21 protein-coding genes are annotated in these 26,483 nt (G+C 47.5%); 15 read left to right on the top strand and 6 right to left on the bottom strand.

Annotated features, from left to right (window positions below; all coding sequences use genetic code 11):
* The first annotated feature begins 14 nt into the window (after positions 1 to 14).
* The 5 genes from BTA51_RS14740 (at position 15) to BTA51_RS14720 (ending at position 6,930) form a co-directional block, all read left to right on the top strand.
* Complete coding sequence (locus BTA51_RS14740) at positions 15 to 1,178, top strand: efflux RND transporter periplasmic adaptor subunit (protein WP_094708480.1); 1,164 nt, start codon at positions 15 to 17, stop codon at positions 1,176 to 1,178.
* Entirely contained in the window at positions 1,171 to 4,314 is a 3,144-nt protein-coding gene (locus tag BTA51_RS14735; protein ID WP_094708478.1) for an efflux RND transporter permease subunit, read from the top strand. The genes BTA51_RS14740 and BTA51_RS14735 overlap by 8 nt, the downstream gene beginning before the upstream one ends.
* A gap of 342 nt (positions 4,315 to 4,656) precedes the next feature.
* Entirely contained in the window at positions 4,657 to 5,565 is a 909-nt protein-coding gene (locus BTA51_RS14730; protein ID WP_094708476.1) for a leukocidin family pore-forming toxin, read from the top strand.
* 130 nt (positions 5,566 to 5,695) lie between these two features.
* Positions 5,696 to 6,331 (top strand): hypothetical protein, encoded by a 636-nt coding sequence (locus BTA51_RS14725; protein WP_094708474.1) that lies wholly within the window; start codon positions 5,696 to 5,698, stop codon positions 6,329 to 6,331.
* A 134-nt stretch (positions 6,332 to 6,465) separates the two neighbouring features.
* The gene (locus BTA51_RS14720; protein WP_094708472.1) at positions 6,466 to 6,930 is read left to right on the top strand and encodes a DUF3592 domain-containing protein; all 465 of its coding nucleotides are present in this window, start codon (positions 6,466 to 6,468) and stop codon (positions 6,928 to 6,930) included.
* Positions 6,931 to 7,089: 159 nt separating this feature from the next.
* Here the strand turns inward: BTA51_RS14720 and BTA51_RS14715 are convergent, their stop codons facing one another.
* Both BTA51_RS14715 and BTA51_RS14710 read right to left on the bottom strand, forming a co-directional pair.
* The gene (locus BTA51_RS14715; RefSeq protein ID WP_094708470.1) at positions 7,090 to 7,872 is read right to left on the bottom strand and encodes an ABC transporter substrate-binding protein; all 783 of its coding nucleotides are present in this window, start codon (positions 7,870 to 7,872) and stop codon (positions 7,090 to 7,092) included.
* Positions 7,873 to 8,253: 381 nt separating this feature from the next.
* Complete coding sequence (locus BTA51_RS14710; RefSeq protein ID WP_094708468.1) at positions 8,254 to 8,907, bottom strand: YopT-type cysteine protease domain-containing protein; 654 nt, start codon at positions 8,905 to 8,907, stop codon at positions 8,254 to 8,256.
* Between the two features lie 161 nt (positions 8,908 to 9,068).
* Between BTA51_RS14710 and BTA51_RS14705 the strand changes: the two genes are divergently transcribed.
* Positions 9,069 to 9,959, top strand: coding sequence for an AraC family transcriptional regulator (locus BTA51_RS14705; RefSeq protein ID WP_168188183.1), 891 nt, complete (start codon positions 9,069 to 9,071; stop codon positions 9,957 to 9,959).
* Here the strand turns inward: BTA51_RS14705 and BTA51_RS14700 are convergent.
* Entirely contained in the window at positions 9,956 to 10,996 is a 1,041-nt protein-coding gene (locus tag BTA51_RS14700) for a low specificity L-threonine aldolase (protein WP_094708465.1), read from the bottom strand. The two genes, BTA51_RS14705 and BTA51_RS14700, sit on opposite strands and share 4 nt — an antisense overlap.
* Before the next feature lie 412 nt (positions 10,997 to 11,408).
* Here BTA51_RS14700 and BTA51_RS14695 point away from each other — a divergent pair, with 412 nt between their 5' ends.
* A complete protein-coding gene (locus tag BTA51_RS14695) occupies positions 11,409 to 13,931 on the top strand; it encodes a galactose oxidase-like domain-containing protein (protein WP_094708463.1) in 2,523 nt (840 codons plus the stop codon).
* A 144-nt stretch (positions 13,932 to 14,075) separates the two neighbouring features.
* Here the strand turns inward: BTA51_RS14695 and BTA51_RS14690 are convergent, their stop codons facing one another.
* From BTA51_RS14690 to BTA51_RS14680, 3 genes are all read right to left on the bottom strand, one after another.
* Entirely contained in the window at positions 14,076 to 14,960 is an 885-nt protein-coding gene (locus BTA51_RS14690; RefSeq protein ID WP_094708461.1) for a nuclear transport factor 2 family protein, read from the bottom strand.
* Between the two features lie 125 nt (positions 14,961 to 15,085).
* Entirely contained in the window at positions 15,086 to 16,024 is a 939-nt protein-coding gene (locus tag BTA51_RS14685; protein ID WP_094708459.1) for a helix-turn-helix transcriptional regulator, read from the bottom strand.
* Positions 16,025 to 16,384: 360 nt separating this feature from the next.
* A complete protein-coding gene (locus BTA51_RS14680; RefSeq protein ID WP_141215605.1) occupies positions 16,385 to 17,080 on the bottom strand; it encodes a hypothetical protein in 696 nt (231 codons plus the stop codon).
* Between the two features lie 280 nt (positions 17,081 to 17,360).
* Between BTA51_RS14680 and BTA51_RS14675 the strand changes: the two genes are divergently transcribed.
* The 8 genes from BTA51_RS14675 (at position 17,361) to BTA51_RS14640 (ending at position 26,376) form a co-directional block, all read left to right on the top strand.
* The gene (locus BTA51_RS14675) at positions 17,361 to 17,882 is read left to right on the top strand and encodes a DUF2975 domain-containing protein (RefSeq protein WP_094708455.1); all 522 of its coding nucleotides are present in this window, start codon (positions 17,361 to 17,363) and stop codon (positions 17,880 to 17,882) included.
* A 9-nt stretch (positions 17,883 to 17,891) separates the two neighbouring features.
* Positions 17,892 to 18,107, top strand: coding sequence for a helix-turn-helix transcriptional regulator (locus tag BTA51_RS14670; RefSeq protein ID WP_094708453.1), 216 nt, complete (start codon positions 17,892 to 17,894; stop codon positions 18,105 to 18,107).
* Between the two features lie 95 nt (positions 18,108 to 18,202).
* Positions 18,203 to 18,946, top strand: coding sequence for a hypothetical protein (locus BTA51_RS14665; RefSeq protein ID WP_094708451.1), 744 nt, complete (start codon positions 18,203 to 18,205; stop codon positions 18,944 to 18,946).
* A 174-nt stretch (positions 18,947 to 19,120) separates the two neighbouring features.
* A complete protein-coding gene (locus BTA51_RS14660; RefSeq protein ID WP_094708449.1) occupies positions 19,121 to 19,894 on the top strand; it encodes an ABC transporter substrate-binding protein in 774 nt (257 codons plus the stop codon).
* A gap of 399 nt (positions 19,895 to 20,293) precedes the next feature.
* The gene (locus BTA51_RS14655) at positions 20,294 to 21,715 is read left to right on the top strand and encodes a cation:dicarboxylate symporter family transporter (protein WP_094708447.1); all 1,422 of its coding nucleotides are present in this window, start codon (positions 20,294 to 20,296) and stop codon (positions 21,713 to 21,715) included.
* A 577-nt stretch (positions 21,716 to 22,292) separates the two neighbouring features.
* The gene (locus BTA51_RS14650; RefSeq protein WP_141215604.1) at positions 22,293 to 23,135 is read left to right on the top strand and encodes a TauD/TfdA family dioxygenase; all 843 of its coding nucleotides are present in this window, start codon (positions 22,293 to 22,295) and stop codon (positions 23,133 to 23,135) included.
* Positions 23,132 to 25,414: an NAD(P)-binding domain-containing protein gene (locus BTA51_RS14645; RefSeq protein ID WP_094708443.1), complete on the top strand. Its 2,283-nt coding sequence runs from the start codon at positions 23,132 to 23,134 to the stop codon at positions 25,412 to 25,414. The genes BTA51_RS14650 and BTA51_RS14645 overlap by 4 nt, the downstream gene beginning before the upstream one ends.
* A 59-nt stretch (positions 25,415 to 25,473) precedes the next feature.
* Positions 25,474 to 26,376: a sulfite exporter TauE/SafE family protein gene (locus tag BTA51_RS14640; RefSeq protein WP_168188182.1), complete on the top strand. Its 903-nt coding sequence runs from the start codon at positions 25,474 to 25,476 to the stop codon at positions 26,374 to 26,376.
* Positions 26,377 to 26,483: the final 107 nt, after the last annotated feature.

The raw sequence follows: 26,483 nt of genomic DNA, 5'->3' as shown, positions 1-26,483 counted from the left end.
GAAATAGTCAATTCATGTGTAACTTAAAACTACCACTCTTAGCAATACTCTTTCTGCTACCCCTGATCACTGATGCAACGTCTGCAGCCGACGCATTGTCAGTCCCCGGCAAAATAGATTCAGGAATTGAGGTTCAGACGACTCCCGTTGAATTGAAACCCCATCAGCGACAGTTTCGGACTTATGGAGAAGCTGAAGCCTTCCAAACCAGCACGATTGCCAGTCGCATAGCGGCTACCGTCACGGAAGTTACCGCTATTTTTGAACCAGGCGTCTTTGTCAAAAAAGGAGCGTTGCTGCTCAGACTGGACAAAACTGACTATCAGGCTCAGCTTAGCAATGCTCTAAGTACCCAGGCAGTCGCAGAACTTGAGCTGCTGCAACAGCAAGCCGCCAGTGAAAGTGCACGTGAGGACTGGTTCTCTAACAATTCAACACCTCCCCCTGCACTGGCTATACAAGAACCTCAACTTAAAGCAGCTCGGGCACGCTTGGAAAGTGCTCGTGACCAAGTTATAAGAGCCAAAGCAGATTTACAGTCGGCAGAAATACGAGCGCCGTTTTCGGGCTGGATTATACGCCGCAATACCAGCGAGGGTGACTGGGTAAGTATGGGATCATCCCTGGGGTATCTGGTCAGCGCGGATCAGGTGCGCATCAAACTAACACTATCTCAGGAACACGCCGATCTACTGGGGTTCACGAAGTTAGAGCAAGTAAATATCGCTCTAAGTTCCGGCCGGGACCACTCCCGGGAAAGCGCTTGGAACAGCAAAGGCCTGGCGCTGGCACCGATCATCGATAAAGAAAGCCGGCAGGTGAATGCATATACCGTATTCCATCAGCCGTTTAAGGCCCAGCCTCCCTTGCGTCCAGGAACTTTCGTCTCTGCTCAAATAACCTTTGGAGATTTCCTGCCGCTCTATGCCATACCCGAGTCTTCCCTCACCCAAAGGGGAACCTTCTTTATTCTGGAGCAGGGCCAACTCAAAGAGATATCAGCCCAAATCAATTATCGAAGTCACGGTTACGCTTTTATCCCACCACCCGAAAACATCCTCACCGGAGACACATTACAGGTGGTTACGCAGGATATAGAACAGCTTTGGGAAGGCGCGCCGGCCTATCAGGGTCACTCCGCTTCTTTGGCAGACGTATCTGGAGATCAGCATGAATAAAGCTTTTAGCTCAGACTTAAAGCGTAGGCCATCCGGTATTGTCAGTTGGTTTATCTATCATCCGGTTGCAGGCAGCCTTCTGCTAATGATTGTATTGCTGTCTGGACTGACGGGTGTCATGTCGCTCAATCAGGAAGTCTTTCCTCCTTTTGCTCCCAAGCAAATCGATATATCTTTTGATGTGCGCGGCGCTTCTCCACAGGATGTGGAAAGACTGGTTATCCTCAAAGTTGAACAGGCTCTGGCAGGTCTTTCAGGAATAAAACGTATTCTCGCTACTGCCGAGCAGGATCAGGCACAGATAACGGTGGAACTAACCAGAGAGGCCAGCCAAGACGGAATGCTGAATATGATCAAATCCCGCGTGGATGCTATCGACACTTTCCCCTCCTATGCAGAACGCCCGGTGTTTTCTGCACCGGAACCCACCGAAGCAATGATGATCGTCAGTCTTTATGGCGACTTGCCCATATTGGCACTGCTGGAACAGGGCCAGCGCCTGGAAAAGGCTTTAAGTGCATTGCCCGGGGTCAGCTATGCCCGCATTCAGAACCCTCCTGAAATGCAGGTATCTATTGCCGTTATGCCAATGAGCTTGAATGAATACGGATTGACACTTAATGATATTGCCACAGCCATCAGTCGCCACTCTTTGAATCTGTCCACCGGCGTGATTGAAACTCAAAGTGGCCGTCTGAATCTACGGACCACCTCTCAGGCTGTGAAACCTGAGGACTTTCTCAGGATTCCGGTCAAATCATTACCTGATGGTCGGCAGCTGACAATACGGGATCTGGCCGATGTGCGCACAGAGCCTGCTATGGATTACTCCCCCTCCCGATTCAATGGATCCCCTGCATTGACCCTGGATATTCGTCGAAATGCAGGTGCAGGACTGGCTTCTGTCAGTCAGGAAGTCTCTGAATTTTTAGTGGGATATCAGCAAAAGTTGGGTCGGCATTTACAGGTAGAGGCCTGGATGGATGAATCACGAGAGTTCACCTCCCGCAGCAATCTGCTGATTAAAAACGGCCTCACCGGTTTTCTACTGATCTGTTTGATTATGGGGGTGTTCATCCATTGGCGAGTGGCGTTCTGGACAGCAGCAGGAATCCCGGTATCGATCATGGGGGCCATGGCAATTCTCTATTTCAGCGGTATGGATATCAGTCTGAATGCCATTACCCTGTTCGGCTTCCTGATCGCACTGGGACTGATTGTAGATGATGCGTTGGTCATAGGCGAAAGCATATACAGTGAGACGAAAAACTACGGACACAACGTGGCTAACGTCGTCGCAGGCGCTGATAAAGTAGCCCTTCCCTCAACTTTTGGAGCCTTAACCACTATCGCTGCGTTTTTTCCGCTCACACTCACCAAAGGAGAAATGGGCAGCCGCATGGGGAGTCTGGGCATTGTCGTGATCTGTTGTTTGCTGGCATCTCTGCTGGAATCCAAATTGATACTCCCGGGTCACCTGAGACATTCTCCCCGCCCATCCCGAAATCCAATGATCACCTGGCTTGAGGGACTATGGGGCCGGGTTCAGAGCAAAGCCGGCAGAGGGTTATCGGTAGTATGCGAGGAAATCTATTTCCCTATACTCCGTTGGGCACTAAATCACCCATGGAAAATATTGCTGGCTGCGACCGGGATATTTTCACTTTCCATCGCTATCATCGCCATGGGATTTGTCAGAACCTCAATACTTCCGGATATTGCCGACTACGAAGTCTCAGGTTCATTCCGGTTGAACGCCAATATTTCCCGTCCCCAACGTGAACAAATAGCCCGACGACTTGAAGATTCGCTGTCTCTAACCGGAGACGACATAAAAGACCAATATCAACTAAATTATGAACCAATCCAGCGCTACCTTATTGATATCAATAATCAGACCATCAATTTCAACATCGAAATCGCCGCCGTTGAAAATGCTCCCTTTGATGCTCATGAGGTCGCTCGACTCTGGCGAGAGCGCCTGCCCAAACTTCCATCGATAGCGTCCTTGGCAATTTCCGGCGGTTCCGGTGGAGACGAACAGGTGGCAATACAATTATCAAGTGACGACCCTGCCAACCTTGAAGAAGCCATTCACCGCGTAAAGCAGTATTTAGCTGGTATCGATGGCGTCATCGATATACGTGACGGCACAAGTACCCGGTTTCGTGAAGTGGTATTGGCAGTTACTCCAGAGGGAAAATCCGCCGGCGTTACCCAGCGTTGGTTGAGTGAGCAGATACGCGCTTCTTTCTATGGCGTCGAAGCACAGAGGATACAAAACGACCAGCAGGAGTGGCGAGTAATGGTCGGTTTTCCTGATGACTACCAACAAACCCTGGCGAATCTGAGAGAGATGTTGATTCCGCTCCCTAATGGGTCTTTTGCTCCTCTATCGACCATTGCCACTATCGACTATTCGCAAAGCAGCACAAGCCTGTTAAGAATCAACGCGAGGCGTTCTTTCATTGTTCAGGCTGGCACGCTTCCACCGCTGACGCCGGAGGAAGTTGTTGAAGAGGCCGAAAGAAACCTTCTGGCCAATCTATCAACAGTGTTTCCGGGGGTGAGTTACAGTATTGAGGGTGAGGTTAAGGATTCTTCGAAGTCAGTGGAAAGCCTACTATCCACAACGCTTCTTGCCTTGTTTATAATCTTTGCGTTGATGGCGATTCCTATGCGGTCGTATCGGTATCCGCTGGTAATTCTGGCATTGGCGCCGCTGGGCCTGGTTGGGGTGATACTTGGGCATTGGGTGGTTGGTATTCCTTTGAGTTTGATATCCATATTTGGCCTGGTAGGACTTACAGGAGTCCTCATTAACAATGGGCTATTGTTGGTCGACGCTTATCGAAAAAACATAGCGCTGGACATGTCAGTTACAGAAGCCATTGTGGGTGCCTGTATGCAACGATTTCGTCCAGTATTTCTGACTTCCGTCACAACTTGTGCCGGTGTTATGCCCCTGCTCTGGGAATCAGATCCGGAGGCCTTGTGGCTGGTACCCATTGCAGTCTCCCTAGGCGGTGGCGTTATGCTGGGCACACTACTTACACTGGTGACTCTACCTGCTGTATTGGTGTTATTGGAAAGCAACGGAGAATCTTCCTCGCTTCCCTACAATAAATTTCATTAGATTCATTCGACTTCAGCCCCGGCGGCTTTCTTCCGAAAATATCCTTCAACGGGACATAAAACCCGTTATCCAGGGGCTGTAGACATTCTACAGCCCCAAGCGGAAACTCGAAGTATGGACCAAGACAATAAATAGCCCATTTGCGTTTTTTTGGGCGTTCCTACGTCATTAAGTTGCGCGTATATCAATTCCTCCAAAAAAATTCTGAATTTCACATAGCCTTCACTCAGAAGCGACACCGCCTTCACCTCTACTCTCGGATAATACCCTTGCCGATAGTTTGAAAAGTAGAAATCGAACCGGCTTAACTCATTGGGAACATTTACGCGAGGTAGAACAAAAATGAATATCACCCGAAAAATCCCTATAGCGCTAACATTATTGTGCGTTGCAGCCAATTTCGCCCATGCGGCAGAAGATATAAGTTCCTATACCAGCTCCTTGATGGAGCTGAATGATACCGATGCTCAGAATAAGAAAATCAGACTCATCTATTCGGTCCAGAGCGCATGGAATCGCAGCCACATCCCTGACGGGATCAAGGAAACAAAGCTCATACTCAACGGTGGGTCTGGATTTGATATGAGCAATGTTCCGAAAATTGTCACGTTAAATGAATCGGGGATGACTGGCTATTATCGATACAGCCTTCCAACCGCTTTTCAACTTAAAGTCGGACAGCAGGGCGGTGCTCAGGTGACTCATATTGATCATAAACCTGCCAACACCATTGAGACAGCTCAGGTCAGCGAGTCTATGGAGTTTAGTCTGGGAATTTCCCTCGAAACCCCAAGCCTCGGTGGCGAAGCTTCCTGGGGGACAAGGGTCACATATAACCAGCCCGAGTTCAGGACGGTGGCAAACTATACCCAGTCTAACGGCGGCGTCACCTGGGATATCTCCAACAAGACGATCAGACACAATACGCCGCCAAAACACTGGCTAATGAAGGGCTGGCTCTGGTGTGACGTATCCAATCTCATCGGCTACGACCAGCTTCCTGTTGTCATGAAGTCAGATTTCAGACCTGAAGCTGCAATTCTGTATCGCAAGTCTGATTTAAATGACGGGAAAGATACTACCCAACTGACACTTGAAGCAAATTGGCGGAAAACTCATTACCACTTTGCGCGCGACTGGTGCTCCTGGTACGCCGATATCTATTGGAACCCGCAGTATACCGATTACCACACTTGGACTAAAGCCAGCCGAACCGTGAGCATATCCTGGAGTGATTCTCTCTATCATTAGCCCTCAATCCAAAATGAGCACCTGATTATAAAGCGCTTAATAAAAACCAGTGCTCAAACAAAAACCGGGGGGTGTGCTGGCTGATGCCAGTACACCCAATACTTTCCCATTCAAATAAAAGGAACACACCATGACTTTCAGAAAATTGGCATTCTGGTGTATGCCTCTTTGCATTCTGGCGGCCGCGGCTTTTGTATACTTCCCTGACGTTGCCACTTCAAATCCAACAGTTATCGGGCAGACAGTTAGCGAGAAAGTCACGACCGAAGAACAACCCCAGGACTATCTGCAGCCCCTTTTTACCCAGGAAACGCCGACAGAGACGCGTAAAGAAGAATTGGCCGAAATACAGGATACTAATCCGTGGATTTCCCTGGCCTCCACTGAGTTGAGCTCTGAACTTTATGACTTTATCGAATCCGAACATCTCAGATATGTTGATATCAGCACCTACCCATTCGATCTTGAGACAGAAAGTCGACTTAGAGCCCTGTCACAGTCTGGTGAAATCTTGATGTTTGATAACACTGAGGCTGACAGGCTTTCCGGTCTCACGGAGACACCTTCTGATATTGTTTCGCGCTATTTTGGCACCGCTGCCGAGGCAGATGTCATTATAGCCACGAGTGTCAAGACTTCTGATGGCGGCATTCATTATTTGGTATTGCCCGTGGCCAAACAGGAAGAGGCCGATTCCTTACCTGAAGATATTAAAGTAGCCGTTGCACTTCTGAAGCAGGAGAAAGTCACCAGGAAAACCATGTAGGCAATAGGGAAATCATGTAAACAATACGGTCGAGCGCGAACACAGAGCCGTTTTTTGCGCTCGACTGCGTCGTTTGGTCGCGTAAAAGTCAAATAAGCCAACTGTAAATAGCGAATATAGGGAATGCACTTCAGATGTTAATCAAAAAAATGGACTTCTGGATAGGTGCAGCCATGTTGTTGGGGGGCGTATTGTTGTGTGCCATTGGCGCAGGAGAACTATTGAAGGGAGTCAGTTCGTATGGCTGGCAAGAAGTGCCAGGAGTACTTCTATCCAGCAAGGTTAATCGATCAAGAGCCGATCATTCGGTAAACTCTTATCAATATCAAGCTAGTTTTTTTTACCGCTACCACACTGGTGTTCGTGAACTAACCGGCGACGTTCTGTATCCAGGCTATGCTCGTCAAAGTACTCGGGAGGCCGCCGAAGATTGGTTGGAGAAGCTTCCTGTGGGTGAGGTAATTGTTTACGTGAACCCTGATAATCCGAAGGAGTCGATGTTAGCCCCAGGGGTCCATCCGGAAATGCTGTTCAGGCCATTGGCTGGATTATTCATTGCTTTTTTATCTTATTGGCTATTTGCTCGCTTGAGACAATAGGCTGATGAGGTTGAATAATTATATGCAAAAAGTCTTGTCCGACTTTTTCTCAGCCATGGACGACTTGTTCAGGAAGATTCATCGGGGTGTCTTTAACAAGTTACGGATAAAAGTGAATTCGCCTCAAGTCCTGCTGATAAACCAACAGAAACCAAAAGTTTAATATGATTCGTCACCAAACTTTGAGTACAGATAATGTAGACGTCCTTCATCCGACAGTTTTCTCATCACTCTATCCCAGTGCTCTGCAAGAAACCTCCCTTTTTCATTGTCATGAAACAGCATAAAGTATTCCTGTCCTGTTATAACATTCGCTCGGATCACGATGCTTTCTTCAAGCTCCAGTTCGGCCAGAGTGGATTCTAGTGCCTGACGATAATCCAGGATAAAATCCAGCCGTCCCGCATTGAGCTTCATCAGGGCAGCATCCAAATGGGTAAACTCCTCCAAGTGGATATCCTCCGTAATGATGCCAGCAACATCAAATTGGAGACCTCGCTCCCAACCAACAACCTTGCCCGATAAATTCGAGGTTCCTGTCCACGAACTGATAGTTCCCTTTCGATAAGCCACGGAAATAATATCAACTCCAATGTACCAGTGTGGATAGATAAGGTTACCGACGTTTATATCCCTGCGGTAGCCACCTGGAAATGCATCAACATGCCCGGATCGCGCCAGTTCTTTGCATCTTTTGTATGGAGCGAATAGAACTGACGCCTGAATTCCATAGGCATCAAATACTTCCTTCCACAATTCATGGTACAAGCCATTACCATCCCGTTGAGCGTAATATTCCCACTCAGGAGTGCATATTCGTATTTCGCTAGCTTTAGAGGTGCCTGAGTATGCAAAGCTCACATGGCATAAATATAATGTCATCAGCCCTAACTTGATCATCGTTTTTATAGGAGCTTTTGATATAGATTTCGCTAATGCCATAAAAACTCTCTGAAACTTTTCTATATTGAGTGTAGGTCACGGATCAACTTAAGTCAGAAAGACAAACACTAAAACTTTAGCCACGACTTTGCTTTCAAATGATGCGAGGCCTGGCTTACACAGCCTCCACTAGACGACTGAATTATCCATCGTCAGCAGGCCTGCATATCAGGTCCGATTTGGCGGGATCGATTATTTGGCATTACACCTGACCAAAGAAGAATAGAAATTCCTTACATGAAGAAATTAAAGTCACTATCGTACGACTCAAAAGAGGAGAAAGTGGCCAGGGAAGCGGTGTAACCAATACTCCCTGGCATGTAGGCGGCAACGAAATTTGTACTGAGCACTACCCGTCTAAATTTTCCATCAAACTATCGGTTACTGCCTGTAAATGCGAACGACCTCGTAACGGTTAAACCCAGTATTGTGACGATGATTTCGGTTGTAGACAAAGTTGGAAAACAGGTGCAGAAAGAAAAAGAAATCATCCCTGTCCTGGAACCAGAATTCGCCGTAGTTTGGATCAAAGAAACACACATCCTCGCCATCCTGTCCAATATAGGCCGCAATGGCATGTGAATCTCTGGTGTTTTGTCCACTCAGGATAATTAGTGCATATCCACCTTTTATCCGATCCAGCTCCGCTTTCAGAGCATTGCTGTTCATAGGTATTCGATTGTTCGAGTGAATTCCCAGGCCGTTGTTCCGCAACCATGCCTGATAGCCCATTACCCAATCAGGAAAGCGAGTCAGGCTTCGCTGCCAGGCAGATATCCGCTGCAGTTCATGATGGTTAAATGGCTTGTATATTCTTGTATTGGGATTCCAGACAGCACCAAGGTGATTGACCAGGGAATCATCCAAAGCGTGATATTGGACCCAATGGCAGGACAATCCCATACAGATTCCATTGCCCACAGGCCCCTGAATAAAGTGAAGCGGGTACCCCTGGCTGAAATCCCACGTACACAGACCGTTATAGTCACTGACCAGTTGCTGAACGCGGTCCAGCGGATAGGCTCTATTTGGCATGTCTTGCTCCTTGTATGTTATTTGGTGATTCAAAACCGATTCACATTTATAGAGACGACGCAAAGATCACATTTGGATGCAAGGAGACTGCACAAAAGTACAAGCAGAAATCTTTTAATGAGGTTAGTATGGAGCGTTGTTTTTCCCCGTACGGTTACCCGATGTCTACAGATGAGACGGTGTCTTCAGAAGAACCGGTGTCGACAGAAGAGTTTGTTCGTTACCAGCATGTTGTCGAGCTACCCGGCCTGGTAATTAGCGACGCCCTGTTCCAGCAGTTTCATTTTCAGCCGCACTTTCACCTTGATTACCATATCGGCGTTGTAACCAGCGGCATTCAAAGGCAGCGCATTTCCGGTAATACCCAGGATATACGGCCAGGCATGTTATGCCTGATGCCACCCGGCCAAGTCCATGATGGAGCCAGTCCGGACGATCGCTCACATCAGTTGACGACCTTTCGAGTTCCACCGGCTTTGATCAATGAAATTCTGTTTGACAGCCAGGACAAGGTTTCCCAGCCAAATCTGGCGCCGACTTTGTTGGAGAATCCGTCTCTGTATCAGGCCTTTTTGCGCTTACGAAAATCCTTTCATCACGAGACTTGCGCCAGCCAACTTTATAAAGACAGCTTATGGACACTATCTCTTAATCAGTTATTGGCGGGCGCCGAGCGCCAAGTGATTCAGCCGGAACAGTACCGACTCAGTCAGCAGCAGGGTAATAAGGTAAGAGATTATTGCGAGGCTAATCTGAACTGCAAAATTACTCTGAACACATTGGCCGGTTTATGTAACTTGTCACGCTTCCAATTTATCCGAAGTTTCCAGAAGCAAACCGGCTTGGCCCCACACTCCTGGTTAATGAGGCTAAGGCTGGAACATGCCTGTGCCAGCCTTTCCTCCCCGGATGCGCTAATCGCTGATATTGCGGCGGAAGTGGGCTTTTATGACCAGAGTCACTTTAATCGCGCATTTAAAGTTGCCTATGGCGTAACGCCTTCCCAATACCGAATGCTCAGCACTGATCGTCTTATCAATACCAAATTTTAGCTTGAAGCGGCAAAATCCCGGGCACATTGAACAAAGGCATTAATACCTTCTGCAGGCGTTTGAAATGAGGTCACCAGCCGGATAACGCCTTCTTCCCAACGCCCGCCATAGAAGGAAAAACCTGCTTTCTGCAGATGTTCTATCATCGCGGCCGGCATGGTGCAGAATAGAATATTGGCTTGGGCCGGGGTATTGATGACTACACCAGGAATGCTTCTTAAGCCTTCCTGCAACAACGCCGTCATCGCGTTGGCATGTCGGGCATTTTTTTGCCATAGGTTGTTGGACAGATAGGCAATCATCTGAGCTGACAGCAAGCGCATTTTTGAGTGCAGCTGGCCGGCTCGCTTGCGTCGATAGCCGAGCTCATATGCCAGATCCCGGTTAAACACAACGATGGCTTCTGCCGCCATCACGCCATTTTTTGTGGCGCCAAACGAGAGGATGTCGATGCCGGATTTCCAGGTCATTTCAGCGGCTGTACAGTCCAGAGACACCAACGCGTTGGCAAATCTCGCACCGTCCATATGTACCTTTAATCCAGCTGACTTGGCGATATCAGTGATCGTGCGTATTTCATCCAGGCTATACAGGCTGCCGATCTCGGTCACCTGAGACAGGCTCACGGCCGACGACGGCGAAACATGCACATCACTGACTTTTTGCTTGATCAACTGACTTAATTTGTTCGGGTCCATCTTTCCACTTTCACCCTCAACACTGATCAGCTTCGCTCCATGGGTAAAAAATTCCGGGGCGGTATTTTCGTCAACATTGATGTGACTTTCCGGATGGCAGAATATACTTCCCCATGGCGGCGTCATCACGCTCAGACTCAAGCAATTGGCCACCGTACCGGTAGACACCAGAAATACGTCTACCTCGCACTCAAAAAATTCCGACATCATTCTCTCGACCTGCCGAGTCTGATCATCATTCCCATAGGGCATTGCCTCCATGCGGGCGGCCTGTACCATAGCTTCAATAACCGCTTCTGATGCGCCTGCGATGTTGTCACTGCATAAAGATATTTTCATAAAAGACTGTTCGCCCTGTGTAGGTTCTCATTTTTTCCCATCATGCCCCATCATGCCCCATCATGAAAAACCGCGCTTGTATATTTGTGCTGCCACTGAAAGTTTTTGCCGGCCTTCACTTAGCGGCCTTTGTAATAGCTATTTTCCAGAATAGCAATAAGCTCATATGGGAGACATTCTTCATTTAACTACGCAAGTGTTTGCTGCGTTTTCTTGTAAATATCCGAGGCTGGTCCTACATTCATTAATACTGTTAAGGCCTCTTTCACTTTGCCATCAGCAATCACCATCCCTTCAGCCACATAGAAAGCTGGGAGTGACTCTGGGGTCTGTTGAGGTTCAAGCAGGCTTTAGGATTAAGACGCAGTTTGAATTCGCTATTTGTCTTCATTCACAGGGAGAGTCAAAGACAATGAGAGCATTCAACAAGGGATTCTTATCTATTGCAATACTGACCCTGCCTTTGGGATCAGCCATTGAAAACTCCTATGCAGCTGTTGATATTGAATATCCTGCTGACTTCTGCAAAAGCAATTTTGTTAATAACATTCCTTTGGTCATTAATCCGCCTGTCGAAGGCAGCGGTATTAATCTCCGCAAAGAAGAGGCACAACTCAGTAATCGGGATAAAGCCAGCGTTTGTGGCAGATGGGAGGCGGTATATCCCAGAGCCGATGGGGCGGCAGTCGACAATATCCTGGGGATGCAAACCGTGCATTCCGCCCTACTCCCGTCAGGTAAACTTCTCCTGGCCAGTGGTAGCAGCTGGCGAAACAAGTTTGATGTCGACCGATTCCCGGATTCCCTGAACCCAGTCCCTGGCACCGGGCTTTTTGATGTCCGGGAAGACCCCTTCGCAAACAGCAAATACGACAATTATTATCGCTTAGTAAATAACACCGCCATATACGACCCCGTTGCAAACAGCTTCTATCGAATTCCCTCACCTTTGCCAGAGAAAGGTAAAGATACCTTTCTGGCCAATGATCTATTCTGCTCGGGACATGTTCATTTGCCCGACGGGAACGTGCTCTTCGTCGGCGGTACTGAATACTACTATCCCTATCGTACCGGTGCTCAATCGAATTACATTTTTGACTGGCGCAAAGAGCTGACGGTGGACTGGAAATCCGTGGACTGGAGTGTTGTCCCTGAAAAAAACGACGCCCATTATCTCTGGACATTTGCCGGAAAAATGGATGTAGGGCGCTGGTATCCGTCCCTGGTGCCCCTCAATGATGGTCGCATCAGCATATTCAGCGGATTTACCAACTACTTTTTAACTCCAAAAGTCACCGCTTATCGATTTGAAATTAACAGCACCGTCGATTTCTTCGACCCCTATCGTTTCAATCCGGACCACCCCGAGAACGCTTGGAAGAATGTGGATGTGAAGGAAACGCCCAACAGCCCTTTCAGTACTCGTATCTACAAAACCTTCACTCCTTCAGTCTGCGAGGATATGGAGCACTTTGATGCGCTGGGGATATCGACCAACCCCGATGCAGACCCAACACTAAAACCTCCCTGCACTTGTGATGAGCGCTGCCAGAAAGACAACTTATACGACGCCTTCAAGCTCTACCCCAACAACTATCAATTGGCAAACAATCGAATTTATCTAAGCCGTGAAGGCGACTGGGTTAGCCTCCGCACCAGTGATACCGCCTATATGCGTCGTACAAAAAACACCTATTGGGTAAATATTGAAGGCGACGCTGAACACCCCAAAGTGACTTTTGAGCACGGTCCGGACCGCCCCGATATTATTACCTCTTACGGTACCTCTTACTTCGATCCCAACTTCAACGGGGTGGGCATACTGGGCGGCCAGCCCGTGTCTCCGGGCACAAGCACTTCTTTTATCACTGTCCTTCATGATGATGAAAATCCTGATTATGACTTCAGCAATGACTCATCGGACTCTTCAACTCCTGAAAAAATCATTGCCACTCGCTTCCACGGTGGTCTGGGGAGCACAAAATTTGAGACCTTTCACCCCGATGGTGATAACAAGAGCGGTCAATGGAAGATTGAACCTAATTTCCTCGGCGACCATGCCCAGGACAATCGCACCATGGGCGCCGCAATTGTATTGCCCACCCGCCAGGTGTTGCTGATCAATGGCGGTAACTATGACTTTTACGGGCCCATTCACTACCCCGTGTTGATGACCCCCGAATTCAATGACAAAGGAGAGTTTGTCCAATACCACAGCCGTCGTCTGACCGATGCCGTAGAGCCTCGCCTGTACCACAACTCTGCGGTGCTTCTACCGGATGGACGGGTCTGGACTTCAGGAGGCAATAGCGCCAGAGCCTCAGTTAACACAAAGGAAGGCGTTCAACCTACCTCAAGTAAGAAAGAAGCCCCTAAAGGCCAGCGCAAGCCCAACCTGGATTTAGTCAATATAAAAATGTACTTCTTCCAGGACGGCCAGATGGCAGAAGTCCAAAAGGGAATGCTCGACACACCCACAGAGAATTGGACTGCAGAAATATTCAATCCCCCATATCTCTTTATCGGTGGTGATTACCGGCCTCAAATAGAGACAATAAAGCAAACATCCAAAGCCAAACCTGGAACAACGTTTCAACAAACCATTGGAAAGCAAAATTACTATCTTCTGCAAAGCCGCCAATCCTACGAAGTTGAGGTCAACGATCTGCCGAAGGAACACAAACAGAATGATGAATTGGTGTTAATTAAACTGCCTTCCTTTACTCACGATTGGGATCAGGGCCATAAATTCATCAGCATTCCTTTTGATAAGAAAACCTGCGCCAAATCAAGCTGTGTCATCAGTTTCCAAACTCCGGAATTCGTAAAAGCCAATATTCCTCCGGCTTTCTACATGATGTTTTATGTGGACACACAGGGCAAACCGTCCAAGGCTGCTTTTGTTCGTTTGGATGATAAAGCTGTAGCGCCGTAAGAATGAAGGGCAAAGGGATACCTGACTGTAAGTTATTATGGGTAAGACAGGTAAAATTCGACTTGTTGCAGGTATCCCGTCAATCATCCTGGACTCAGGATGATCGCTAGCTTGTACTATTGATCTTTAGCAACCATTTGATCTTTAGCAACCATTGCCAAAGTTTTGCAAGTTGCCAAACTTGCCATTTTCGTTCTTCCATAGCCCCTTTGGCAAAATAGATTCCACGACATCCCAATGCTCAGCAATTTTGCCGTTCTCAATCCGGAAAAGGTCATAAAATGAGGTAGATTCTCCGGCCAATTTACCTTCGCTTATCGCCAGTACGAAATTCCCTTCCCCCATCACACGGTGATTGACCAAGTACTCCATCTTTATTCCCTGGCTCTTCATAAACTCAATGGCATTGTTTAGACCTGACAGGCCGTCTGCCACTTGAGTGTTATGCTGCAAGTAGTTGTCACCATCAAAGAACTCGCCTATCTGCTCGAACTTCCCTTTAACCAGAACAGTATCAATAAACCTTTCCACGATTGCTTTGTTGGCGCAGGTCTTATCCTGATCCATGATCTCCCTGGCTCCATCCAGCTGAGTATGACCACTCGGGTTAGGTGTGTCAGACTTAATGGTCAGGTTATCCCAGTGCTCTACGATCAAACCGTTTTCGAATCTGAAAACATCAAACCCAACCTTGGGACCAGAAAAATTGTAATCCGTTTGGGTAACAACAAAATTGCCATCCTCAAGCGCCCTGATGACTTCAACCTTTGCACTACCTTTAGGCAATGCTTTCATAAGCTCACCAAACCCCGCCAGGCCATCAGCAACAGACAGATTATGCTGAATGTATTTTATTGGGTTCACATAACCAACAGCCTCGCGATCTCCAGTTTCAATCGAATTCAGCAATGCGATGGCTTTATCTTTATTAGAGAGTTGATCTGTTGCGCTGGAATCCGCCCAAGAATGTGAACAGACAGCCATAGACAATGCTGATACCAGCAGGGTGTTCAGTATTTGTTTCTTCATTAAGTGGTCCTCTATCTAAGTGGAACCATGATAGATAGAGGCATCTGGTACGAGCAGGTGAAAGCCGGACTATAAATGGTAAAAATCAAACTCAGTGAGCTGCCCCACCATCAACGCCTTATGTATCACCCTTGCCCGCCTTCGTGATGTTTTCGAAACTGGGCCGGCGTCATATGAGCATGCTTCTTAAAATACTTAACAAAATTGCTGCTCTCCTCAAACCCCAGCCCCTGGGCAATCTGTTGGACTTGAGTACCGCTTAGAACCAACTGTCGCTTAGCCTCAAGAATGGTCTGGGCATCGATGAGCTGTTTTACTGTCCTGCCTGTCATTGTTTTGCAAATGATGTTCAGCGTTTTGTAGGTTGTACCAATCATGCTCGCATATTGATGAGCATCGCGATTGACTGTGAACTGCTCTTGCAACAATTTCATGAAGCGTTCAAAACAATGGCTGTGGTATTGGCTCACAACCTTTCCTCTATGACTTGGACTGGCCTCGCCTACTTTGATCAACATGGCCTGAAATAGTGTCTGAAGGTAGGGGATATTAGGTTGGTTGTTGTGATACTCCTCGGTTACGAGATCAATGAGATTCAGGAGAGACTGGACTGCGGTGTGATTCAATTTAAAACTCGGCAGATAGGAAGACAAAAAGTGCGAGGAAGAAAACAAGTGCAAGTCAGTCGCAGCCATGACTTTTCTTATGTAGTCATCTGTAAATACCACTAACTTGCCACCAGGGCGACTCGATGTATCAAATCGGTGAATTTGCCCTTTATTGATAAAAATGACACTTCCTCTTTCGACAGGCAATCGGCTGAAATCAACTAAATGACGCCCTTTCCCATTCGAAAAAATTATCAGATTATAAAAATTGATTCTGTGAACCTTCCCTAACATGGGGAGTGCCCCCTGATCTGCCATTTGGTACAGGCTATTGAGATCAATAACCTCAAAACCAACCTCTGGTATGGCCGTCTCTTTGAATTCGATTTCGGGAAAGGAAGTCATCAAAATTTCATAATCAATTAAATAGCTGATAAATCGATCGTTAATTCCCATTGCTGTCGATCAGCCTTGGAACTTTCCAGCTGAGTATTGTGCAGAATATACGCAACATATGGCATCACTAAACGCTAGACCGGGATGCCAGCATTGTAATGGTTCAGGAAGTTTCCAGGCAAAGGAGGCCTTTATCCGATTGGCATTTTAGTTTAGAAAAACTGACGACTGCACCGCACAAACGAATCTGAGGCGCACTGATACAGCGCTCAGGCGAAATTCGTCAAATATGCAGACCCGCACCTCCCCAGGCCTGCGCATTGAGAGTGACATGGGACAGGCACACTCTCTACAAACGTGTTAAGTCCTATGCTTTGCTTATCTATTCATGATAAGCGGCAAGTAAACCAGGTAGCGAACTCAAGCTTTACTCGCTTTCCTGCGGGTATAAAACAGCCCAGCCAACCCTACTCCCAGCAGCCCTAATGCCGATGGGCCCGGCACTGCGATTTCCGAGGCGACCGAGGAAATCAAGGCATTAGAGGCCCGGATATCAAGATAGCCTTCTTCATAGGTGGCGCCCGCCCAAACAGTAGGTCCGGTATTATCTACTTGAAAACGAAACCAGTCAGTGTTTCTTAGTGCAAAGAGATCGCCATTCTCATTTCCGGCAAAAAAAGATGTAAAGCCAAAAGATTCAAAACCATTTATCGGGTAGTCGGTATATTCGGTGGTTAGATTATTCTCAGCCGTAAAATCATTCAAAATTGTACGAAATGAGCTCAGATCAAATACAGCATCAGACATGTAGGACAGGTTTCCATAAAAATCCAGCCCTATCTCCGATACGATCGCATCATCACCCTTGCCCAGCTCGTCAAGCCCATTCTCCCCAACCAAGTACTGATGAGCTGAAGTGGCTGTGCTCTCATAGGTTACACTCCAGACAAACTTCAAGCCATCCAGGCTATGAAAGTCAGGGGTAGAACCAGCATCAAATGAATAGGATTCAAAATCAACCCAATCCAAAGTAGTCTCGTAGGTATTGGTTATTAGAGCGGCGTTAGCATTAAGTGGTGAACAGACAAAGCCCATTGCTAGAAGAAGTTTCCGCATAAAGTCCTCTTTAATACAAATCAACATTAGCGCCCTTTCCCGGGGCATTTTTTAAGGCCATACAGTTTATCATGTTACGTATGTCGTTGATATTAAAGCTTCAGTTCGCCAACTTTTGATCGCTACAGCCTATCACCACATTGCACCGGCAAAGCTAGCCATGGAAGACCTTCCCATTTTTCCGCGCACTATAACTCCCTGACCTCTAAAATATTGTCTTGACGAAATTAAAGTAAAACAATAATTTATTACCCTCAATCAATAATTACAGGGATTTAGTATGACCAAGCATTTTTCTTCGCTGATCGCCTGGGGTTGTCTGACGCTATTTGTTCTGACTCCTCTCATCGCCCTATATTTCCTTGTCAACATAGATGCTTTTGCGTCCCTGGCTAAGTACACACTGGATTTGCCCATACAATGGCAAAGTGTCGAATCATCACAATGGTACGGCTTTTGGGCGCTGACGATGATATATGTCGCTATTGGCCTTGGAGGCTTGTTTTTCCTTCGTCGTGCATTCGCGAACTTTGCCAGAGGAGAGCTTTTTAACCAAGACAATAGTCATGACCTGAGACTGTTCTCGATCTTCTTATTCATCCAGGCTCTCGCCAAACCGCTACACATGGGATTATCCAGCGTTCTGCTGTCTATGAATCACCCCGCTGGCGAAAGAATGCTTTCTGTATCCTTTGGCAGTGACGAGGTAAAAGTCATCGCCTTGGCTATGATTTTGTGGGTGATGAGCGACCTTCTTGTCAAGGGAAGCAACCTTGAGAGTGAAAACAAGCAATTCGTTTAAGGTGCCTGTATGCCTATTGTCGTTAATCTGGACGTAATGCTGGCCAAAAGAAAAATTCGCGGAAAAGAGCTGGCTAACGCTGTGGGTGTTACCGAGCAAAACTTATCGTTATTGCGCACTGGCAAGGTTAAGGGGGTGCGATTTTCAACACTTGAGCGTATTTGCCAGGTATTGGATTGCCAGCCTGGGGACGTGCTCGAGTATGTGCCGGATGAAACAGAATAGCCATTAAAGGTATTCCTCACCAACTGCCAGTCCTCGTGTTTTGAACTAAGCTTTCTGATGAGGACCTTTCCTCTCTGACAAATAAGGAAATTGCTATGAGCGGATATATTATCGGCGGCTGGACCCAACGCCCTTCAGACACTTCTCCTGATTCCTTTTCTTATACGATGTATGGCATGGTCACCAATTTATCGGGCCTGACCACGGGGACCCCGCAGTCGCCTGGCTGGAGCCCCAACACCACCAAGGCGCCCTCCGCCTCCGGTAAAGTGATGTGGACCTACGGTGGTGGTGGATGTACACCCGACCATATGCCCCAGAGCCCGGCAAGCGTGGCCGAAATCGTGCAGGCTACAGACAAAGGGAACTGGGCTGGAGTGGATTTCGACGACGAGTGCAGCATGAATGTTGGCATGCTGGTGGAAACAATGAGTAAATTGAAATCGATTAACAAGGAATGCAGTTACACATTTCTCGCTGGATGGGACTACAACAATCCCGGCGCGTCCAGCCTGGGTAATAGCATTAACCAGGCCGTCAAAACCATCGCGCAGTCAGGAACTGTCAACAGGTTTTGTCTCATGTGCTACGCCGCGAGTATGTGGAGCATGAGCGACATTGAAGCGAATGTCGGGCCAGCCATTGATCGCACAATAGCCAACGGAGTGCCGGCAAAACAGGTCATACTGGCTCTGACACCTGCGGGATTGAATCAGGAAAACCTCGATTACTTCCTCAATCAGGTGACCAGCAAAGGTATTGGCGGCCTCTTTATCTGGAACTACCCGGCAATGCCAGATAATTATCTGCAGCAGATTGAGCAGGCGCTGCTGGCTTAGCCAAAACACTCAATTCTGAGCACGATTCGAACATTTTCAACCTTCCGCCAAATCGTATCAGTCTAGTGATTGGTACGATTCCGCGAAAGCCAACATATTCTCATCATACCTATTGAGCAGAACCCGATTGGCGACTATCTTTTCTATATGACTCAGTATTAAGTGCACTTGGATATGAAGTACAAACTGTTCTTCGTGCTTGTCTTATCTATTACCAGCCGTTGTGTTGACGCTCTAGAGGAGCCAATCAAGGTGGCCCGGGGAGATGAAAACTACCCGCCAATGGAATACGTTGAAAACGGCCAGCTTACCGGCTTTCATATAGAGCTCGTCAGCCGGGTGCTTGCTGATCTCGGCCACCGTGTAGAATTTGTCAATCTCCCCTGGAAACGTGCACTTCGACAGCTTGAGAAAGGCAATGTTGATGCTGTCACGTTCATGTCCAAGACAGAAGCCCGCAGCCATTACACGATTTTTCATCCGCAGAATATCTTATCTGTTTCTCACCTGGCATTTATCAGAAATCGGCTCGCCGACGCCCGATTTCCATTTAATGGGAATCTGGATTCTGTCAAAAATCAACGGGTTGTCGTGCCTTTAGGGTTTAAGTTCGGCAATCACTTTGATACTTACCCATTCACCAACAGGGTTGAGATCAGCGGAATCGACAATGTCCTTCGGGAAATTGCCAATGACCGAAATGCCGTTGCCGCATTAAGTATCAATTTCGGCCAACTTGATTATCTTAAGCTTCAGACTCCAATAAATATTGACAGCTTTGAGGTCGTAAAACCCTATATAGCCGACACCGACGTCTATATCGGCTTCTCAAAAGCAAGGCATCGGGAGACCTTGGCAGAGAATTTTGCACAATCGTTTTTGAATCTTAAGCAAACCGGCTTCTATTCAAAGCTAAGACATAAATACCATCTGTATGAATCCGATTAGCCAGATCCAAGAACAAGGAAAATCACATCATTTTTCCTCGTATATTCAATAGGTTATAATATCTATAGGAGAAATTACTTTAACAACTGCATCAGAGTAACTTTGCTTTGCGTTATTTACCCTCACCAAATATCCAGCACCTACTTTCCGCTACCTACTTTCCGTCACCTACTACGTTTGCAATTCCCCATTAAACCTGCAGCCTGACAGTGACTTCTGAACCGGCATACACTGCTATCTAAAGCTCACTCCCTGAAGTGACTTCCAGGCCAAATAAAATCCGGTAAAAGATTACTGGCAATTAGAGGCAGGCCCCTTAAGATTGATAGTTTCCATGTAAACAAAATAATCGACGAATCCACGTAACACCCATTTGCATCTATAGAAAAGGAGTTTCTCATGAGTCTGGCATTGATCGCTTTATGCGCCCTCTTCCTGTCATTCTATTTCGTTCTGGCCCGCTTAAAGACACAAAAGAAGAGTTTTAACTTCCGCGTACTGAGCGCGTTAGTGGCGGGACTGCTGTTTGGCGGAGCCATCCAACTGGTTTTAGGAACCAACAGCGAAGCCGCAACCAGCTTTGGTGAGTTTATTTCATTATTTGGCGACGGCTATATCAAATTGCTTCAAATGATCGTCATTCCCCTGGTATTCGTTGCCATGACAGCCTCGATTATGAATGTCGAAGGCAACGGCGCACTATCCCGAATCGCCCCAAAGATCATTGCCATGCTGATGATTACCGTTGCCATTTCGGCCGTGATTGGTGTTGCGAGCATCTACCTGTTCCATATAGACGCAAACAGTCTGGTTAATGTCGTTGGAACCAACAGTGATATTGAAACCCGCAGCGACAAGTTGTTATCCACCCAGCAGTTTATGGCAAACAACGGATTAACCAATCTTGCCCTATCTATCATCCCTTCGAATATTTTCAGCATGCTGACCGGTGCAGAGAGGACTTCAACCTTATCAACCGTGCTGTTTAGCATATTTCTGGGCTACAGCATTCTTCAGGTTAAAAAGCGCCAGCCTGAAAAAGTAAAAAGTTTCGTGGATTTCATAAACGCCGCTAAAGAAGTCGTGCTTTCCATGGTAAGAGAAATTCTGAAGCTGACGCCCTACGGCGTATTTGCGCTCATGACTAATTTCATGATGGCTAATGACTTATTCGCACTGGCAGAAATGGGCCGATTCCTGTTGGCCAGCTACGTCGCAATTGGCGCTATGTTTATTGTGCATCTGGTTTTTGTTGCCATGTTCGGCCTCTCACCAAAGATATTCGCCAGAAAATCCTGGCCGGTTTTGGTATTCGGTTTCGGCTCCCGTTCCAGCATGGCGGCGATCCCTCTGAATGTTGAAACCCAGACTCAACGCCTAGGGGTCGACGAGGAAACCGCCAGCATGTCTGCGACTTTCGGTACCAGTATCGGACAGAACGGCTGTGCAGGCATCTACCCGGCCATGCTGGCCATCATGGCGGCGCAGGTAATGGGAATTCCAGTTGACCTGAGCTTTTTCGTTCAATTAGTGGCCGTCATTGCGATTGCTTCTTTTGGTATCGCCGGCGTTGGCGGTGGAGCCACCTTTGCCGCAGTGGCCGTACTCACCATTATGGGACTGGATATCCGGGTGGCCGCCATACTGATTTCGATTGAAGCCTTGATCGACATGGCTCGGACAGCGCTCAATATATCCGGTTCCATGTTGTCTGGCGTACTCACAGCCAAGCAGAATGGTTCACTGAATCTGGCACAGTACGATGCGCATGATCAGGAAGCTATCGAAGACGGTAAAGTCGTGGTTCAAGGCCAAGCTTAGACCGTCATTTTTCATTTTCCTTATCTCCTTCATGAAAAAATGGGCGCAATCCGCGTATAGCCAGTGAAGTTTTGATAGGTTTGATTTTTACTTCGATGGCGGATTTCGAGGCCCGGATCTTCCCGGGCCTCTATCCTGTTTGAAGTGTCGGTCAAATTAAGGCCTTCTATTTCCTCGAAGCATCCTCAGTGGTATGCGGGCATATATCAGATTTGGCCACCTTACGACCAAACAAATATGAATAATTTCTAACTCCCTGAGATTTCTTGTCTAGTCTTTTAATTGAGAGGTCGTAGTTTGTGTCACCCAGAGAACTTCGTCGCTTGTAGATAGATATGATGAGGTTTATCGGACCATTGGTGACTTCATCATTGGACAGCTCAAGGAGCAATGGAATGCAAGGGATCGCTCAGTATCTCCCCCGCTATCGCATTATGGCTGTATTCGTGCGTCAACAATACAGGCTTCCTTCCCTCTTGCCTTTCCTCAACGCCCTCCCTGGTTATCCAATGAACCATACCCGCAGCCTGGATCGTTGCACTCAATATCTTCGTACAGATGTCGGAGGTACACAACCATGTCTATTAGCCCAAACGAGGCGCTAAGCGCACCTCGTCAGTTGGGAATAAGGGTGATATTAGGAGAGCCGATTGAGAGGCTTAAATCCACTGAATTGGCGAACCTTCGAAAATGTATTCTTAAGCATGGCGTTGTTTCCTTTATTACCCCAGCTGAACCAAATGAGAACACCACCCTCGCAGCCATGTCTGCAATAGGGACACCGGTTGAAGTGCCCGAGCACTACCGCACGGTTGACATGAACAAATACGTGAATGTCGTTGCAAACGTCGATATGGAAGGAAATCCCAGTGAAACCTCCTACCGGCATTCCGGATTTTGGCATGCCGACGGGCAATATTTCCCTTTACAAAAGCGGGCATTTTGCAACGCCATGGTACCAAGGATTGTGAACCCTACCCGAACATTGTTTTTGGATACTCTGCTGCTGAAAACAGAAGATATCGATCGCTATGCCGGGTTAGCCAACACCAAGGTCAATTTGGCAAGAATAATGTCCGGAAAAGTCGTTGCAGAAATAACCAAAAACGTATGGCAGCCTCACCCTATATCCGGCGAGATTAATCTCCTGGTTCCAAGCGATCGCGGACGGGACGAACAGGAATTGATTAACAGCGGAGATCCTTCATTCATAAAGCCTGAGGATGTGCGCAAAGCCTTAAGCAAAGACCCTTCAAGGACGTATGCCCACAGCTACTCAATAGGTGAAATTCTGGTGTGGGACAACCTTCAGCTTTTGCATCGCGCGGAAGGCAATGCCTCTGATGTGAGAGGGCCTCGCTTCATATACCGCGGGCATTTTGATTTTTCTGATCATGAAATTGGAGGGACAATGGTATGACCCGTCAGGCAAAAAATCACATTCCTATCATTATTGTCGGAGCCGGTGCATCAGGCTTGATCGTCGCTCATGAATTGAAAAGAAATGACCTTCATGACTTTGTTATTCTGGAACAATCAGGGCATATAGGTGGCGTTTATACCGGTCTGTATACCGGAGCCCGACTCGTATCAAGCAACAATATCACCTACTTCAGTACCGATATTCCCGACCCCGAGGTCTCCCGTTTCCTCTCAACCGAAGAATATCTCGCCTATCTCCGTAACTTCTCTAATAGAAACAGTATTGATCGTCATATTACTTTTAATGTCTCGGTTAAGGGGATCAAACGCGAGAATTCCGGCTGGTCGCTATCAATCATGGAGAAAAATGGCCAGCCAAGTGACATGACTTGCAATACCCTTGTCATGTGCACAGGACTTCACAGTGTCGCCAAGAAAGCACGACTAAATGCAGAGGGTGAGCCCTATTCCGGAGTACATGTTCACGCCAAAGAAATTACAGATCTAGCAATCTTCGATAACAGGAATGTTTTGATAATAGGCGGCGGTGAGATGGCTTCCGACCTGGCACTTTTCTCAGCAGAAAGATCGCGCAAGACATATGTTTCAGTCAGAGGTATGGGACGTATCGTTCCACGGTTTCTATCTGGGGCTCCGTTGGACACATCGTTGTCACGGGCCTTTCATAGCATTAACCGAAAATGGGACAGTGCAGGCCCTGTTCAATGGCGCTTCAGGGCGACTCGTCGCCGGGAAAAAAAGGCAAACAGTGACTCTATTCCCGTTCATAATTTGCTGGCTGAATGGAACAAAAAACATAGCGGGGAGTTAACGGCTTTTAGTCGTTATGCCACCAAGACTGACGCTATGGCTCTGGCGGTCCTGAATCACGACGCTGAAATCAAACCACCCGTTTCTGCGGTCAATGGAAATACAATTAAATTCCAAGATCAAACCAGCGCAAACATCGACATCATCGTAAGTTGCCTCGGCTTCGATAAAAATCCCGATATCTTTCCCCAAGAGTTGCGTTCAATTCAGTCTAACGAGTTATATTTCAGGATGTTCCATCCTGGTTACGGAGCAGACATTGCCTTTGTGGGAATGCTGAGACCAGAGGCAGGCGGCATTCCTCCGATGTCTGAAATGCAGGCTCGATATCTTGCTTTAGTTTTATCCGGCAAACGCAGATTGCCAACGCCGGCAAAAATGCGTGAGGAAATTATCCTTCAACAAGATCGGGATATGAAACAATTCCCCATCGATTCATGCCGATATCCCGGCTTGACTGATTTTTTCTTTTTCCTGGAACGAATAGCACGGGAGATTGGCTGCACCCCTCCCTGGGGCAAGTTAATGCTGCATCCAAAAGCATTATGGAAAGTACTCATGGGGCCACTGTCTGTTGTGCACTATAGATTGAGAGGGCCAGGAGCAGAAACGAAAAAGAGCCTGAATATTCTTAAACGGATGACCTGGTCCAGATTGCCACCGGATGTAATCTATCTATTCCCTTTGTTTCTGGCATCCCAACTCCATCGTTATTTAATAGGATTCAGTAGAAACGTTATTGAACGCGACGATGGCTATGGCATTGAAGTACATACCGGTACTCTACCGATAAAATATAGAAAGGACCTGAAAAAATTGATCGAGGAAGAATTTTTTCCCCGATCGCCCATCATCGCCCGGGTCTTAAGCAATCTGAAGAGCACCTTTTCTCTAAAAGGCATTATGAAGGACTTCGACGAGGCTGAACTGACCTGCCTTCTTACCTATAAACACAAAGGCCAGGTAAATGTAGTCGGGAGTATAGTCGGGACTTTTTTAAAGGAAGACAGTGCTGAGTGTTTTGAAGATATGTTTAGTCAGTGCGTACACAGCGTTGCCAATAGTGTTGGCCTGCCTTCTAAAGCTTCGGACGTCCGCAAGTACATGATTATCAGTCGACTGTGTGTAGCCAGAGAGCACGGAGGGCGTCACCGATCCCAGGCACTTATCCGACGTTTGATGTTCGAGGTGGAAAAATTGCTTGAGCAGCGCCATGACATCGACATGGTTGAACTCATCGCCCAAGCGGCAACAGAGCCTGCAATAAAGGAATTTCAGCGCGCAGGCTTTGTGTCTTATCAGAAAGTCGACTACAACACTGTCATGCCTTGGGGTGGCGCGTCCGAAACTGCAAAAGCCACCTATGAAGCAGCTTGGCGGTCTGGCAGCAGGCACGAGCGTTTAGTGGGTATGTCATGTGACATTAAGCTGCCTAAGTCGGCTTGAATGGTCACTACGCACTCCTCCGCATGAACATAAGATCTATTGCCGGCCAGGGACGGCGTATGCAATTGGTGTCGTATAGATTTGCTTTCTATGCTGTAGCACTTTTAGTGCTCAGCTGCATTCCTTTGCTGCAAGGATATACAGGCACAGAATTACAAAAGGTCTTCGAGATAAAATCGTTGGTTTTCTTCCTGGGCGTCATCGCCGCGACCATCGCCAATACTACCGGGGTTGGCGGAGGCATCGTGTTTGTCCCGGCGTTTACCTTATTTCAGGTAGACCCGATCATTGCTTTAGGTACAAGCTTTGCGATTCAGTCCTTTGGCATGAGTTCAGGAGCGGTCAATTGGATCGCGCGACTCGAGGCTACACACGGATTAGATAACCCACTGCGAAAGTACCGCTCCTGGATCTCATGGGGCATCATGATTTCCTGCACATCTACCGCATTGGGGCAATACATTATCCCCCCTTCGCCGCACATACTCCATTTGGTTTTTTCAGGCTTTTCACTAACCATTTCCGGATTGTTATTCTGGACAATAAGCAGGCCTCGAAAAACCAGAAGCACCGACCTGAAGTATACAGCCCCCTCCGCTGTGAGTGGCGTTATTCTGTGCATACTTGGAGGTTTCATCACCTCCTGGCTGTCGATAGGTATCGGCGAAATAGTTGCCTTCTACCTGATCTTTCAGGGGGTAAACGCTAGACATGCCATAGCCGTTGCGGTGATATTCAGCGCCGCAAATGCCCTGGTAGGATCGGTATACTATATTCAGCAGGGACCTCTTATTGATTTGGATTTGCTATTCTTTGCATCCTTTGGCGCGATGATAGGGGGAGCACTTTCCCCTGCTTTGGCAACTCTACTCAGCGAAATCACCTTAAAGAAATACGCCGCCACCTGGATAATGATTACAGCTGCTGCCTATTTTGTTTTGGGTGCAATCCACCTTGGATAGCATGTCTCACATACTTCTGTCGCCAGTTTATCGGCAGCATGAAAAACCGGTCTATTTGATGAGATGTACACCCTGCCTTCGCCCTCACGAGAGAGTCCAGGCTTCGG

The sequence above is a fragment of the Hahella sp. CCB-MM4 genome (assembly GCF_002260525.1).
Taxonomy (GTDB): Bacteria; Pseudomonadota; Gammaproteobacteria; order Pseudomonadales; family Oleiphilaceae; genus Hahella.
The sequence above is the reverse complement of the archived record's forward strand: the minus strand, read 5'-3'. Positions and strand labels throughout refer to the sequence as shown.

Bases quoted from the DNA above. Each gene is read 5' to 3' on its own strand.
- BTA51_RS14740 (WP_094708480.1), top strand. From the start codon at position 15: ATGTGTAACTTAAAACTACCACTCTTAGCAATACTCTTTCTGCTACCC.
- BTA51_RS14735 (WP_094708478.1), top strand. From the start codon at position 1,171: ATGAATAAAGCTTTTAGCTCAGACTTAAAGCGTAGGCCATCCGGTATT.
- BTA51_RS14730 (WP_094708476.1), top strand. From the start codon at position 4,657: ATGAATATCACCCGAAAAATCCCTATAGCGCTAACATTATTGTGCGTT.
- BTA51_RS14725 (WP_094708474.1), top strand. From the start codon at position 5,696: ATGACTTTCAGAAAATTGGCATTCTGGTGTATGCCTCTTTGCATTCTG.
- BTA51_RS14720 (WP_094708472.1), top strand. From the start codon at position 6,466: ATGTTAATCAAAAAAATGGACTTCTGGATAGGTGCAGCCATGTTGTTG.
- BTA51_RS14715 (WP_094708470.1), bottom strand. From the start codon at position 7,872: ATGGCATTAGCGAAATCTATATCAAAAGCTCCTATAAAAACGATGATC.
- BTA51_RS14710 (WP_094708468.1), bottom strand. From the start codon at position 8,907: ATGCCAAATAGAGCCTATCCGCTGGACCGCGTTCAGCAACTGGTCAGT.
- BTA51_RS14705 (WP_168188183.1), top strand. From the start codon at position 9,069: ATGTCTACAGATGAGACGGTGTCTTCAGAAGAACCGGTGTCGACAGAA.
- BTA51_RS14700 (WP_094708465.1), bottom strand. From the start codon at position 10,996: ATGAAAATATCTTTATGCAGTGACAACATCGCAGGCGCATCAGAAGCG.
- BTA51_RS14695 (WP_094708463.1), top strand. From the start codon at position 11,409: ATGAGAGCATTCAACAAGGGATTCTTATCTATTGCAATACTGACCCTG.
- BTA51_RS14690 (WP_094708461.1), bottom strand. From the start codon at position 14,960: ATGAAGAAACAAATACTGAACACCCTGCTGGTATCAGCATTGTCTATG.
- BTA51_RS14685 (WP_094708459.1), bottom strand. From the start codon at position 16,024: ATGGGAATTAACGATCGATTTATCAGCTATTTAATTGATTATGAAATT.
- BTA51_RS14680 (WP_141215605.1), bottom strand. From the start codon at position 17,080: ATGCGGAAACTTCTTCTAGCAATGGGCTTTGTCTGTTCACCACTTAAT.
- BTA51_RS14675 (WP_094708455.1), top strand. From the start codon at position 17,361: ATGACCAAGCATTTTTCTTCGCTGATCGCCTGGGGTTGTCTGACGCTA.
- BTA51_RS14670 (WP_094708453.1), top strand. From the start codon at position 17,892: ATGCCTATTGTCGTTAATCTGGACGTAATGCTGGCCAAAAGAAAAATT.
- BTA51_RS14665 (WP_094708451.1), top strand. From the start codon at position 18,203: ATGAGCGGATATATTATCGGCGGCTGGACCCAACGCCCTTCAGACACT.
- BTA51_RS14660 (WP_094708449.1), top strand. From the start codon at position 19,121: ATGAAGTACAAACTGTTCTTCGTGCTTGTCTTATCTATTACCAGCCGT.
- BTA51_RS14655 (WP_094708447.1), top strand. From the start codon at position 20,294: ATGAGTCTGGCATTGATCGCTTTATGCGCCCTCTTCCTGTCATTCTAT.
- BTA51_RS14650 (WP_141215604.1), top strand. From the start codon at position 22,293: ATGTCTATTAGCCCAAACGAGGCGCTAAGCGCACCTCGTCAGTTGGGA.
- BTA51_RS14645 (WP_094708443.1), top strand. From the start codon at position 23,132: ATGACCCGTCAGGCAAAAAATCACATTCCTATCATTATTGTCGGAGCC.
- BTA51_RS14640 (WP_168188182.1), top strand. From the start codon at position 25,474: ATGCAATTGGTGTCGTATAGATTTGCTTTCTATGCTGTAGCACTTTTA.